Raw genomic sequence first — 13,174 nt, 5'->3', positions numbered from 1 at the left:
CTTTTATTATCTGGTCACAATTTCAAGCGGTACATCAAATATCTTGGCAACCTTTGCAATTGTATCGATATGATGACCTATTGCAGCACCAAAATGATGGGTAGGTCCGCACTCACTCCACTTTGTAACAAACTCAGCTGCAGAGCATGCAAATCTTGTACGCATCATAGTGTCACCGTTCTGGAGGATTTTTCCCTCTTCATTAACACCTTCAGCTGCAACGAATTTGAAATGTCCGTCACCATCCTGAGTGATTGCAAGATAAGTGATATCTCCTGCAGGTGGATAAAACTGTGTTAGATATCCACCACCGGTTTTTCCGTGGAACACGTCCACAATCTTCATGGTAGGCTTCTTTGCTGTTGAGAAATCGTAGTCTCCAGAGCCGCTGTGACCAATGAGTGTAACATCATCATTAAAGTCAATGGTGTACATCTCTGCAAGCTGGCCGGATCCTGCTATTGTCTTAAGGATACTCATAGCCATTGCCACTTTGATATCGCCTTCAACTGCACAGGCTGTTCCCTGCTTTATAAGCATTGAGAATGCCGGAATGAGAAGACTGTCAACGACACCTGCCTGTCCCTTCGCATATCCGTCATAATGCGAAGCAACAAAGCCAAGCTTCTCATCCTTTACCCATCTCTCAAAAGCAACAACATATTTAGCCATCTCATATACCTTCTCAATGGTTCCGCCGCCTTCAACATCAAAGGTATCAAGTATATCCTGTGCTTTTGCCCTTATCACTTCATCATCTGTGATATCATCGGCAATAGCCCAGATTTTTTCCCAGTCGAACTGTTTTGTGTACACATGCATTCTTCTGTAGAGATTTGATTCATCTATATAAAGATCCATCATTCCGGGATAAGGTCTTCCGATCTGGGCAAGGTTTGTATCTCTGAAACGTCTTCTCACCTGTGCAGCGCGGCACCACTCATCAATCTGCTTTGCTACTGCCGGGTCTCCGCCCTCTACTACACCCGTGATAACCGCAGAGCGCTTGCCATATCTGTTAAGATCTGCAACCATCTCTCCTACTGCACCGCAGGCATAAGCTTCGCCAAGCCACTCCGCTGTTCCTGCTGTATCATAATCAAGTGCCTTAAGCTTCTGCAGATTTACCAAAACCACAGGAACATCCAGGTCCTTTACTGCAGGAAGCATATTGTATGAGGTAGCATATGTAAGAAGCTGCATGAAAACAAGGTCAACATCTGCTGCTCGGAACTTCTCTCCTGCCTCCTGTGACTGTTCCTTTGTTGTTACAACTCCCCCATCAATAACCTCTACCGTATCAGGCATAGATGCCTTAAAATCCTCAAACTGCTTGTTAAACTCAGGTACAAGTGAGGGAAACTGCGGTAAATATGCCCCTAAAGCAATTGAGAATACCCCAACTCTCGCTTTTGTTTCTACTAACATTTTATTATCCTCCTACTATTAGGATTAAATTCCTCTATTTCAAATGAATCGCGGACTACATTTCTTGCTCCGGAAAGGTCTTTCAGCTCTCCTTCTCTTATCATCAAAGCCATCGCATTTCCGATGGCTGTTGCCTCAGAAGGTCCTGCAAGAACCTTAAGTCCTGTAGCATCTGCGGTAAGCTGATTAAGATATCGGTTCTTGCAGCCCCCACCTATGATGTGGACCGCTTTGTAATCCGCTCCGGTGTTGCTGATGATTTCCTTTACGGTATTTCCATAGCATTTGGCAAGACTCTTATATATGACCGCCGCTATTTCTCCCGGAGTCTGTGGAACTTCCTGCCCTGACTCCTTGCAGGCTCTTTTTATTTCCTCAGTCATATTCTCAGGTGATAAGAATCTGTCGTCATTTGCATCCACTAAAGACGGGAAGCTGTCCGCCTCTTTCGCAAGACTTGCATACTCCGCAAAGCTAAGCTGATCATCAGCTTCATGTCTTACCGACTGAATCATCCAAAGTCCCATGATATTTTTAAGATATCTGAATCTGTAATCATAACCGCCTTCATTAGTGAAGTTCTTTTCCCTGTCGCACTCCCTTGAAAGCACCTTTTTTGTCTCTACTCCCATGAGTGACCAGGTTCCTGAACTTATATATAAGCCATCATCGCCGGGATCAGGCATGGACATTACAGCTGATGCAGTATCATGGCTTGCACATTGGATTACGCTGCAGTCAAAGCCTACTTCTTCTTTTATTTCATCCCTGAGTTTTCCGACTTCATTTCCGGGAAGCTGCAAATCCAGGAAAATGTCCCTGGGAAGTCCAAGCTTTCTGATAAGCTCCTTATCCCACTTTTTTGTCTCAGGATCTACAAGCTGTGTTGTGGTGGCATTTGTATATTCAGATGCCTTATTTCCTGTAAGAAGGAAATTCAGATAATCCGGAATCATCAAAAAAGTTTTTGCACTTCTTAATACATCCGGTCTCTTAATCCTGTCAGCAGTGAGCTGATATATTGTATTAAAGATTGCCTTTTGAATACCTGTCCTGCTATATAATTCCTTCTCCGGAATACACTTATAAACCTCTTCATCCATCCCTGTAGTTCTGTGATCTCGATAGCCATAGGTGTCACCCAGTAGCCTGTCGTTTTCATCAAGGAGAACATAGTCAACCGCCCAGGTATCTATTGCCATCGAAACAGGAATCTTCCCAAGTTTTTTACATTCCTTCATTCCACTTACAATTTCCCTGAACAGTTTATCTGTGTCCCAGAGAAGTTTCCCATCCTTTGAGACCATGCCATTTTCAAAGCGATAGATCTCTTCCATGCGGATTTTCCCATCAGACATATGAAAAAGCATATGGCGTCCGCTTGAAGCCCCTATATCAACCGCCAAGTAATACTTACCCATAATAATTATTCCTCACTGTGTGTATCGGCACGATTACTTCGTAATCCTGCCCTATCGGTCGGAACCATTCCAAATCATGACTTCGTCATGATGGTTCCGCCTCTGTAAACTTCTCTTGTAGATTCTAAGGATATGCTTCACCTGACATAAGTTTACGATTACAAATGCTTATGCCAGGTGATTCCCATGAATCTAAAATTATTATATAAATATGAACCTCCATTCTTAAGGACCTTATACTACAAAAAATAGGACTTTATTTGCATATTCGAAAAATTTATAATATAGCTATGAATAAGCAGATTATAGAGCAGCTAAGGCAGCTGACAGATGAAGAAAAAGAGATATTAAGCGGTCTTGAAATTGACAAGAGCCGATACTCCACAGGTCAGAATTTCATAATTAACAGTGATCTGTTATTAAAAAAGGGACGTCTTATAGAGATTCGTCCCCATACCCGCTTTGTGCATTTTCCAAAGCACAGTCACAACTATGTTGAAATGGTCTACATGGTTTTGGGAGAAACACATCACATTTTAAATGATACTGATGAGATTACTTTAAAAGCCGGCGAGCTGCTTTTTCTTAATCAGAACACTACTCAGGAGATAATGCCCGCAGGTGAAAATGATATTGCCGTTAATTTCATACTGCTACCGGAATTCTTTGATGAAGCTTTGAACATGATCCCGGAGGGTGATCTTCTAAGAGACTTTTTGATTTCAGTCCTCTCTCCGGATTCATCCTTCCTTACTTACCTGCACTTTCCTACTTCAGACATTCTTCCGGTGCAGAACCTTATGGAAAACATGATATACACCCTTTTGTATCAGGAATCCGAGACAGTTATAAACACCATCAACCGCACTACTATGGGGCTTCTGTTGCAAACCCTGTCTGTCTATGCAGGACTTGTAAACCAGGGGACTCCTTCTCAGTATGAGCAGAATCTGTTGCTTACGGTCTTGAAGTATATTGATGATCATTACAAACATGGAACCCTTGAAACTATCGCTAAACAAACAAAGCAGCCTGCTTACTACATAAGCAGACTGCTAAAAAAGCATACCGGTAAAAATTTTAAAGAGCAGCTCCTTGCAAGGCGTCTTCAACAGGCTGCCTATCTTCTAAGCCATACCACCCTCACTATTGAAGATATTTACACCTACATCGGCTATGACAATAGCAGCTATTTTTATAGAAAATTCAAGGAAGCCTATGGACTTTCTCCCAGAGATTACCGCCTTGGTCAGCCCCAGTCCTGACAGAGTTAAGAGGTCATTCTTAATTGCTCCACTGTTTTGCATTTATCCTTAAATATACAATAAACAGAGCTGCTGCAAAAATAATTCCGATAGGATAACCTATAGTCTTTGACATTCCAAGGCATTCCTTACCCATCATGAAATAGGTCATGCTGACAGCTGACATAAATGTTGCAGGAAGCGCTGTTATCAATGAATCGAATCTTCTTTTTCCATTTTTGATCAGATAAGATGTAGCAATCCACAGTGCTATCATGGCCAGTGTCTGATTACTCCATGAGAAATATCTCCACAGTACATTAAAGTCAAGCTGTGTAAGCACCGCTCCGATCAGCAGGAGCGGAATCGTGAGAATAAGTCGTTTCTTTATGCTCTTTTGATCAAGCCCGGTCCACTCTGCAAGAATGAGTCTTGCACTTCTAAATGCAGTATCCCCGGATGTTATAGGACATACAACAACACCTATAATTGCCAGCAAACCTCCAACTCCTTTAAGCATGGTGCTGCTGATGTCATATACTGTCCCGGATTGTCCCAAGGTTGCTATTGCTGAATTTAAGTCTGTAGTATTGCCATAAAAAGCCAATCCTCCGGCAGCCCACACAAGAGCAATGACAGACTCAATTATCATCGCTCCATAGAAAACCCTTCGACCTCTGCGCTCACTTATAATACACTTGGACATCATCGGTGACTGAGTCGCGTGAAATCCCGAAATAGCGCCACAGGCTACCGTCACAAACATATATGGCCAAACCGGTAATCCGTCCGGATGCATGTTTACAAGTGAAATCTCCTGAAGATGATATTGTTTTGAAAAAAGCGTTCCACCTGCAATTGCAAAAGCCATTATAATGAGTACTACGGCAAAAATCGGATAAAGCTTACCGATAACCTTATCAATAGGTAAAAGCGTTGCAATCAAATAATAGATAAGTATCAAAACTACCCAAAATGATTCCGTCAGAAAATCCGGCGTAATTCTGGCAATAAGCGCCGCAGGACTGGTAACAAATACAGTTCCGGTTAGAATCAGCAGAATCAGTGAAAATACACGCATTATATACAGCACTACTTTGTTCATGTATATACCGGAAAGCTCTGATATAGAGGCACCATTATGTCTCTCTGAAATCATTCCGCACATGAAATCATGTACTGCACCTCCAAATATAGCTCCAAGCACAATCCAGAAAAATACAATCGGTCCAAAGCATGCCCCCATGATAGCACCAAAAATCGGTCCTGTACCTGCAATGTTTAGCAACTGAATAAGAAGTGCCTTCCAGGTTGGCATGGGAATAAAGTCAACTCCATCATTGATCTCATAGGCAGGAGTTTTCCGATCATCCGGTCCGAAAATCATCTCCACCATTCTTCCATATCCGTTATATCCTATAACAAGTACTCCTAAAGCAATCAGAAATGAAACCATATAAAGTCCTCCATTCTGCAACTTTATTTTTTGCACTTCCTGAAAATATGATGTGTGCATCAAAAGAAATAATAATATATCTATGTAATAATTATACGTTTTAATGGCTATAAATTTTATAAAATAAAAATAAAAAAGATGTCAGAGAAAAATCACTGACATCTTTAGCAATTCATTATAATTCTTTTATTAAATTTTAATCAAACAAGAGTAAGCTGTGAAAGTTCACCACAAACTCTCTCTTTAACCTCATCGAGTTTTGACTCCATGGAGTAAGCCATCTCAGAATAAAGAAGCTTCTCTGCAATGCTTAAATACTTCTCATCCATGGATGCAAACTTCTTGCCTTCAGCGGCTCTGGTAGCCTTGATCTGACGAAGTGACTTAACAAGGCACATCATCTCAGGAGCCTTATTTCTCTTAATAACATCAACGATAACTGCTTCTGCTTTCTTACCCTGAGGAATATCATAAACCTCAAGCTCCTCAATCTCATCGATAAGCTCTTCTGCTTCATCAGCATCAATAGCTTCTCTCATCTTCTCCTCTGCTCCATCAACAGGAACATAAAGGATTCCCTTATTGTCAATACTTGAAACCATGCTGTAGTAGAGCGTTTCGTTACCTCTCTCAAGGAAAGACGGAACCAAAATGTCTTTTACCTCGCAAAGCCCATGATTACCATAAACAACGCAATCTCCTCTATTCAGCATATTTTTTCCTCCTATTACAAAACAAAAAAGACTAAGGCGACACTAAAAATATCATAGCAAATTTGTAATAAAAATATAATATTGGAGGATTGTTTTTAAGAAAACCTTAAGAAACTAAAAGGATTAAGTCGTTTTTCAAACCACATGGCTCTGCTATTTCACGCAAAAAGAAGACCCGGCGGAGGTATACTCTCGTCAGGCCATCTTTGTAACAATATTTTAGAAAGGAAAGGAGGAATAAAATGTAAAGCAAGGTAATTAAATAGCCTCGCCAAGCTTCGTATAAAGGAATCCTGTCTCCTGACAGAATCTGTTGAGTTCCTGGCCAAACATCTTCATATAAGCATCTTCTTTATACTGAGCATCATGTGCCAGGAACAGAATAACCTGTCCGCTCTTTAAATCGAATTCAAAATCCGAAGTCGGATCCAGGGCGTCGATGTCTTTCCAGGATAATCCATATTTCTGTCTGCAGAAATCATCTCTGTTATCCATATCCATAGTATCATGGATAAGCTGCGTTTTATTTTTTCTTATATCATCAAGCCAATGAAGAACTATGAACTCAGCCACATGAAGAGATGTAATCTCATATCCGCCAAGTTTCATATCGCCAATAACTCTTCCAAAATCGATTGTGGCAGCTGCAAACGGATCAATCTTCTGTCCACCAACATCCACACAAAATACCGCATCGTATAAGCTCTGATTCATAGAGAACCTCCTACACACGCCGATATAAGTTTCATGAGTTAATTATAGCACGCTCTGTTAAAAACAATTCTGAACAATATCTAAAATCATTATGAAGTAAATGTTTTTTCGTTAAGCGTGTAAAACTCTGCTCATATCTGCTTCTTTATTACAAGTCATACAAAGGAATCATCCTTTGCTTATGACATCCAGAGAATCGTATTATCAGCCGTGGAACAACTTCTTGGTCTGATATTTAGGCTCGCAGGTAAGATTTACTCCAAGCTTATGGAATGTAGACTCATCTGCGGGAGAAAGGATTACTGTGGAGTGAACCTCCAGTCCTCTCAGCTTATCAACCTGGTCCAAAGCTGCCTTTGCAGTTTCATCCGTAGCAGCACAGATTGTAAGGGCAATGAGAATCTCACCGATATGAAGGTGAGGGTTATGTCCTCCAAGCTGCTGAACCTTAAGATTCTGTATAGGCTCAATGATCGTATGGGATATCAGCTCTACTTCATCAGGAATTCCTGCCATTACCTTAAGAGCATTAAGGAGCATGGCACTTGTAGCACCCATAAGTGCACTGGTCTTACCTGTCACAACCTGTCCATCCGGAAGCTCTATGGCTGCTGCGGGAGCACCTGTAAGTTCAGCCTTCAGATTTGCGGCAGCAACCGGAGCTCTGTCCTGAATACTGCAGCCGGCCTTCTGCATCAAAATCTCAAGGGTATCAATTCTATCCTGGTTGATTTCTCCCTTTCTCTGTTCACACAATTCCTTGAAATAACGTCTTATTATCTCCTGCTTACCTGCTGCCTGTGCTGCTTCATCATCAATGATGCAGTTACCTGCCATATTAACACCCATATCAGTAGGTGACTTGTAGGGTGAATCGCCGTAAATCTGCTTAAACATCGTATTAAGAACAGGGAATACCGCAACGTCACGGTTATAGTTAACAGTTGTGACGCCATAGGCCTCAAGGTGATAGGGATCGATCATATTCATATCTGCAAGGTCTACGGTAGCTGCTTCATACGCAAGATTTACAGGGTGCTGAAGAGGAATATTCCAGATAGGGAATGTCTCAAATTTCGCATAACCTGCCTTAACACCATGTCTGTTTTCATGATAAAGCTGTGAGAGGCAAACTGCCATCTTTCCGCTTCCGGGACCCGGTGCAGTCACAACGACAAGAGAATGCTTGGTCTCTATATACTCATTCTTTCCGTATCCATCTTCACTTATTATCATAGGAATATTGGACGGATATCCGGGAATTGTGTAATGTCTGTAAACCTTAAGTCCAAGTGCTTCAAGTTTTTTCTGATAAGCAACCACCTGCTCAGTTCCGTCATATCTTGTAAGTACGACAGAACCTACATATAAACCATATCCATGAAAAGCATCGATAAGTCTGAGAACATCCATATCATAAGTGATTCCAAGATCACCTCTGACCTTGTTCTTCTCGATATCTCCCGCATTTATAACTATAACAATTTCAACATCCTCTTTTAACTGAGTGAGCATGCGGATTTTTGAGTCAGGCTGAAATCCGGGTAAAACTCTTGAAGCGTGATAATCATCAAAAAGCTTTCCTCCGAACTCCATATAGAGCTTTCCGCCAAACTGTCCGATTCTTTCACGGATCCGCTCAGACTGCATCTGGAGATATTTGTCATTATCAAATGCCTGTTTCATGTATGATTCCTCTCTTCTTACAAAGTTTTTCTTTAGCATTATATCCGATAGTCAAGAATATGCAAGCCAAAATATTTTTTACAATGAATTAGGGAAAATAGTCAACTGCAATTTTCCTGTCAATTCTAAAAAGTTTTAATTTCTCAGTTTTCCTGCTTCTTCGTTACTGTTCACACCTTACGGTGCTCACAGCAACTGGATTTGCCCATTCCAGTTGCCTTCGGCAAAGGGGCAAATCCTATATTCAAGACGTAGAACATTCTCACGCTCAGCGCAGCAAGTGCGCAGAGCTGTCTGAACAGTAACCCTTCTTCTCACTTATATGGCGGCGTCTTAACTGTCCGCAGGCGCCATCGATATCTCTTCCCATCTCTCGCCTTATTGTGGCATTTATATGCCTCTTTTCAAGCATCCTCTTAAAGGCCTGAACTCTCTCAGCTGTGCTCTCTACATACTCACGTTCTTTAATAGGATTAACAGGAATGAGATTTACCACGCAGTTAAGATCCTTAAGAAGACCTGCAAGCTCATCAGCATCAGCATCCGTATCATTAACACCACCAACCAGTGAATACTCAAATGTCAGCTGGCGTCCGGTCTTATCAAAGTAATCCCTGCAGGCATCAAGCAATTCTTCAATCGAGTACTTGTTAGCGATAGGCATAAGCTCCTTACGCTTTGTCTGATTGGATGCATGGAGGGAAATCGCAAGATTGATCTGAAGTTTATCCTCTGCCAGTCTCTTCATATTAGGAACTATGCCACAGGTTGAAATTGTAAGATTTCTCTGCCCTAAGTTGTATCCGTTCTCGTCAGTTAAGAGTTTTACAAATCTGATCACATTATCATAGTTATCGAGGGGCTCTCCGCTTCCCATGACAACAACTCGTGATACCTTTTCCCCGGTGTCGCGCATTATTGCATAGATCTGATCAAGTATCTCGGAGGGTCTGAGATTCCTCTCAACTCCGTCGATAGTTGACGCACAAAATCTGCATCCCATGCGGCATCCTACCTGTGATGAGACGCATACACTGTTTCCAAAGCGATATTTCATGAAAACGCTCTCTATAAGATTGCCGTCAGCAAGCTCAAAAAGGTATTTTCTTGTTCCGTCAATCCTGGATTCCTGTACTCTCTCAATTTTGAGAGATACATATTCGCACTCCTTCGAGAGCTTGTCACGGAGTCCCTTTGAGAGATTAGTCATCTCCTCAAAACCTGCTGCCTGCTTCTTGTGCATCCAGTCATAAATTTGCCCGGCTCTGAAGCCGGGCTCACCCATGTCTTTAATAAAGTCTGTTAATTCTTCTTTTGTAAGTGATTTTATATCTGTCATTAGTTTTCCTTACGCTTAAACTTTGCTATAAAAAATCCGTCAGTTCCATATTCTCCGGGAATAATCTGAATATATCCCGCACCTGCTGTAGGAATCTCCCTCATTTTCTCAGGAAGTCGCTCCTTTATACTCACTGCTTCAAAGGGAAGATTTTGCAGTATCCATCTGAAATTATCCTCGTTTTCCTGCTTAGTCATGGTACATGTACTGTATATAAGTGTACCGCCGGGCTTTACATAATTCCAGACGCTGTTTAAGATATTGCGCTGCTTTATCTGAAGGTTATTTATTGCATTTATGTCCGTATTCATTTTGATATCAGGCTTTCTTGCAATAACTCCAAGTCCTGAACAGGGAAGATCACAGTACAAAACATCTGCCTTATTCTCAAGTCCCGCATCGTGCTTCTCAGCATCATAGTCTTCAACAGTCACATTTGAAAGCTTCATTCTCATGACGTTTTCACGAATTAAAATGCACTTATTTTCAGATATATCTCTTGCTATAACCTTTCCTGTCTGACTAAGTACGTCAGCTGCATGAAGGCTCTTTCCTCCGGGAGCAGCGCAGACATCAATAACTGTGTCACCTTTTTTGATGCCTGCCACCTCAGTAACCAGCATGGAGCTGATGTCCTGAACCATGAAAGCACCCTCCTCAAATCCGGGCAGATATCTTATATTGTCTGTATGATAAAGATCCATGGCGTAATGAAGTAAAGAGCTTGGCTTCATTTCTATCGTACCGTTATTTGCATGCTTCATCTTAAGCAGAATCTTACGAAGCTCCTCGTTGCTAAACCTGGAGCTGAATCTCACAGTCACAGGTCTTGGCTCCAGGAAGAACTTAAAAATATCTCTGGTCTGTTTAAAGCCATAGTTCTCAAGAAACATCTCTGATAACCACTCGGGCTCAGCATATTTAACCGATAAAAACTTTATCCTGGATTCCTTTGACTCACCGGGATTTGGCCATACTATTTCATCCTTATTTCTGGAAATATTCCTAAGCACTGCATTTACAAAACCTTTCAATCCAAATAAATGCATCTTGGAAGTAAGCTTTACTGCTTCATTTACAGCAGCTGAATCAGGCACTGAATCCATGTACAGTATCTGGAAGGCTCCCATCCTGATTATATACAGGATCACCTTAGACATTTTTGATATAGGAGTTTTGGAAAACTGACTTATAACATAATCAAGGCTTATCTGACGCTCTATCGTTCCCTCTGCGAGGTATTTTATGAAAGCCTTCTGTTTTGATTCAAGGAAATCATATTTATTAAGCGCCAGTTTTACTGCAGATTTCTGATAGGATTCACTTTTTCCCATCTCTGTCAGTATATCCAATGCGATTTTTCTTTCATTGACCTTTCCAGCCATTTTACCTCCTATTGCGTCTTCCGCCATTTACAATCAAAACCAGACGGAGAAGCTGCAAAATAGATGAAGCGGCCGCTGCCACATAGGTAAGTGCAGCTGCATTAAGAACTTTTCTTGATTTATCTACCTCATCCTCAGCAAGGATTCCGTATTCATTCAGCATTACAAGTGCTCTGTGAGAAGCATCAAATTCTACAGGAAGTGTTACAAGCTGGAATAAAACTGCCAGTGAGAACACCCAAATTCCTATTTTAGCAAGAGGTGTCATACCTATGATAAGGCCTATGATAATAATAGGAAGCCCTATCTTCGAACCAAAGTTAGCTGCAGGAACAAGTGCAGACCTGATCTTGATCGGCACATAGCCCTGATGATGCTGAAGTACATGACCGCACTCATGAGCAGCAACACCGATGGCTGCTACGCTGGTTGAGCCATAGGTGCTGTCAGACAGATTAACCGTATTATTCCTCGGATCAAAGTGATCTGAAAGATTACCCGGAACATGCGCCACACAGACATTATTAATTCCGTTTCTCCTCAATATCTCTTCTGCGACCTGTGCACCTGTCATGCCTGACATACTTCTTACTCTTGCATATTTGTTATAGGTTGAATTCACCCTTGCACTTGCAAGCATGCAAAGAAGTGCACCTATTAAAACCAGAATATATGTGTAATCAAACATCATTCCGCCGTAATATCCATATGAATACATTTTTCATTCCTCCACATCTATAAATCTTTTACTGCAGCTTATCCCCTGCACCTATACTGTTTCCTGCAAGGAAAGCTGAAACAGGCATGCGCTTTTTTCCTTCAAGCTGAATCTCTGTGACTTCAAGGATTCCGTCACCAGTATTAACGAAAAAACTGTCCCTGGAAACAGAATTAATGGTTCCCGGCTGCCCTGCCGTAGCTTTCTCATCAGCGCTTCTGCAGATTCCTGCCTTCCAGATCTTAAGCATTTTCCCGTTGAGACCTGTATATGCACTGGGCCATGGATTCATGCCTCTTACAAGGTTGTTAATCTTTTCTGCAGAATCATTCCAGTCAATATGTCCCATTTCCTTGGAAATCTTGCCGCACTTTGTAGCCTCTGCATCATTCTGGGGTACCGGTGTAAGCTCACCTTTTTCAATCATGGGAAGAGCTTCAACTACAAGATCAGCTCCAAGATACATGAGCTTATCAAAAAGTGTACCTGCAGTATCCTCCTCTTCAATGGGAATCTCCCTGGTTATAAGTATATCACCGGTATCCATTCCTGCATTCATCTGCATAATTGTAACACCTGTTGTCTTGTCTCCGTTCAGGATACACATCTGTATCGGAGCAGCCCCTCTGTACTTCGGAAGAAGGGAAGCATGAATGTTTATGCATCCAAACTTAGGAATATCCAAAACCTCCTGGGATAAAATCTGACCAAATGCAGCAACAACAAAAATATCTGCATTTAGAGCCTTTAGCTCCTCGACTGTCTCCTTTTCCCTTATTTTCACCGGCTGCAGAATTTTAAGTCCATGCTTTAATGCGCACTCCTTTACAGGTGAGGGCATAAGCTTGTCACTTCTTCCCTTGGGCTTATCAGGCTGAGTAACTACAGCTACTATCTCATGTCCGTTTTCTATCATCTTTTCAAGAGGCGGCACGGAAAAATCCGGCGTTCCCATATAAACAATTCTCATATCGTTTCCATCTCCTTCGCAGTACATAAGTTATGACTTTCCGAACGATAACAAGGAAAATCGTTCGGAAATCTGGCTTCGCCAGACACGCCCCTTGCTT

The 13,174-nt window shown here is 41.7% G+C and carries 11 protein-coding genes; 1 reads left to right on the top strand and 10 read right to left on the bottom strand.

Annotated elements, in window-relative coordinates; genetic code table 11:
• Nucleotides 1–6 precede the first annotated feature (6 nt).
• Nucleotides 7–1,428 carry an arabinose isomerase gene (locus T501_RS03445; protein WP_026510231.1) on the bottom strand — a complete coding sequence of 474 codons (1,422 nt, stop codon included), beginning with the start codon at nt 1,426–1,428 and terminating at the stop codon, nt 7–9.
• Entirely contained in the window at nt 1,422–2,849 is a 1,428-nt protein-coding gene (rhaB, locus tag T501_RS03440) for a rhamnulokinase (protein ID WP_044913325.1), read from the bottom strand. The genes T501_RS03445 and rhaB overlap by 7 nt, the downstream gene beginning before the upstream one ends.
• 290 nt (nt 2,850–3,139) lie before the next feature.
• Here rhaB and T501_RS03435 point away from each other — a divergent pair, with 290 nt between their 5' ends.
• Nucleotides 3,140–4,114, top strand: coding sequence for an AraC family transcriptional regulator (locus T501_RS03435; RefSeq protein ID WP_044913473.1), 975 nt, complete (start codon nt 3,140–3,142; stop codon nt 4,112–4,114).
• Nucleotides 4,115–4,133: 19 nt separating this feature from the next.
• Here T501_RS03435 and T501_RS03430 read toward each other — a convergent pair whose 3' ends face one another.
• The 8 genes from T501_RS03430 to fmt all read right to left on the bottom strand — a co-directional run bounded on the left by T501_RS03430 (nt 4,134) and on the right by fmt (nt 13,074).
• A complete protein-coding gene (locus T501_RS03430) occupies nt 4,134–5,549 on the bottom strand; it encodes a carbon starvation CstA family protein (protein ID WP_044913324.1) in 1,416 nt (471 codons plus the stop codon).
• 200 nt (nt 5,550–5,749) lie between these two features.
• Complete coding sequence (locus T501_RS03425; RefSeq protein ID WP_026510235.1) at nt 5,750–6,262, bottom strand: CarD family transcriptional regulator; 513 nt, start codon at nt 6,260–6,262, stop codon at nt 5,750–5,752.
• 258 nt (nt 6,263–6,520) lie between these two features.
• Complete coding sequence (locus tag T501_RS03420) at nt 6,521–6,976, bottom strand: hypothetical protein (RefSeq protein WP_044913323.1); 456 nt, start codon at nt 6,974–6,976, stop codon at nt 6,521–6,523.
• A gap of 204 nt (nt 6,977–7,180) precedes the next feature.
• Nucleotides 7,181–8,662 (bottom strand): DUF1846 domain-containing protein, encoded by a 1,482-nt coding sequence (locus T501_RS03415; RefSeq protein WP_026510237.1) that lies wholly within the window; start codon nt 8,660–8,662, stop codon nt 7,181–7,183.
• A 268-nt stretch (nt 8,663–8,930) separates the two neighbouring features.
• Nucleotides 8,931–10,001, bottom strand: a complete 1,071-nt coding sequence (gene rlmN / locus T501_RS03410; protein ID WP_044913322.1) for a dual-specificity RNA methyltransferase RlmN — start codon at nt 9,999–10,001, stop codon at nt 8,931–8,933.
• Nucleotides 10,001–11,386 carry a 16S rRNA (cytosine(967)-C(5))-methyltransferase RsmB gene (gene rsmB, locus T501_RS03405; protein ID WP_044913321.1) on the bottom strand — a complete coding sequence of 462 codons (1,386 nt, stop codon included), beginning with the start codon at nt 11,384–11,386 and terminating at the stop codon, nt 10,001–10,003. Before rsmB ends, rlmN begins: the two co-directional genes overlap by 1 nt.
• Before the next feature lies 1 nt (nt 11,387).
• Nucleotides 11,388–12,104 carry a zinc metallopeptidase gene (locus T501_RS03400; protein ID WP_044913320.1) on the bottom strand — a complete coding sequence of 239 codons (717 nt, stop codon included), beginning with the start codon at nt 12,102–12,104 and terminating at the stop codon, nt 11,388–11,390.
• A gap of 28 nt (nt 12,105–12,132) precedes the next feature.
• Nucleotides 12,133–13,074, bottom strand: a complete 942-nt coding sequence (gene fmt / locus T501_RS03395) for a methionyl-tRNA formyltransferase (RefSeq protein ID WP_044913472.1) — start codon at nt 13,072–13,074, stop codon at nt 12,133–12,135.
• Nucleotides 13,075–13,174: the final 100 nt, after the last annotated feature.

The sequence above is a fragment of the Butyrivibrio sp. WCE2006 genome (assembly GCF_000701985.1).
In the GTDB taxonomy this organism is placed as follows: Bacteria; Bacillota; Clostridia; order Lachnospirales; family Lachnospiraceae; genus Butyrivibrio.
The sequence above is the reverse complement of the archived record's forward strand: the minus strand, read 5'-3'. Positions and strand labels throughout refer to the sequence as shown.

Bases quoted from the DNA above. Each gene is read 5' to 3' on its own strand.
- T501_RS03445 (WP_026510231.1), bottom strand. From the start codon at position 1,428: ATGTTAGTAGAAACAAAAGCGAGAGTTGGGGTATTCTCAATTGCTTTA.
- rhaB (WP_044913325.1), bottom strand. From the start codon at position 2,849: ATGGGTAAGTATTACTTGGCGGTTGATATAGGGGCTTCAAGCGGACGC.
- T501_RS03435 (WP_044913473.1), top strand. From the start codon at position 3,140: ATGAATAAGCAGATTATAGAGCAGCTAAGGCAGCTGACAGATGAAGAA.
- T501_RS03430 (WP_044913324.1), bottom strand. From the start codon at position 5,549: ATGGTTTCATTTCTGATTGCTTTAGGAGTACTTGTTATAGGATATAAC.
- T501_RS03425 (WP_026510235.1), bottom strand. From the start codon at position 6,262: ATGCTGAATAGAGGAGATTGCGTTGTTTATGGTAATCATGGGCTTTGC.
- T501_RS03420 (WP_044913323.1), bottom strand. From the start codon at position 6,976: ATGAATCAGAGCTTATACGATGCGGTATTTTGTGTGGATGTTGGTGGA.
- T501_RS03415 (WP_026510237.1), bottom strand. From the start codon at position 8,662: ATGAAACAGGCATTTGATAATGACAAATATCTCCAGATGCAGTCTGAG.
- rlmN (WP_044913322.1), bottom strand. From the start codon at position 10,001: ATGACAGATATAAAATCACTTACAAAAGAAGAATTAACAGACTTTATT.
- rsmB (WP_044913321.1), bottom strand. From the start codon at position 11,386: ATGGCTGGAAAGGTCAATGAAAGAAAAATCGCATTGGATATACTGACA.
- T501_RS03400 (WP_044913320.1), bottom strand. From the start codon at position 12,104: ATGTATTCATATGGATATTACGGCGGAATGATGTTTGATTACACATAT.
- fmt (WP_044913472.1), bottom strand. From the start codon at position 13,074: ATGAGAATTGTTTATATGGGAACGCCGGATTTTTCCGTGCCGCCTCTT.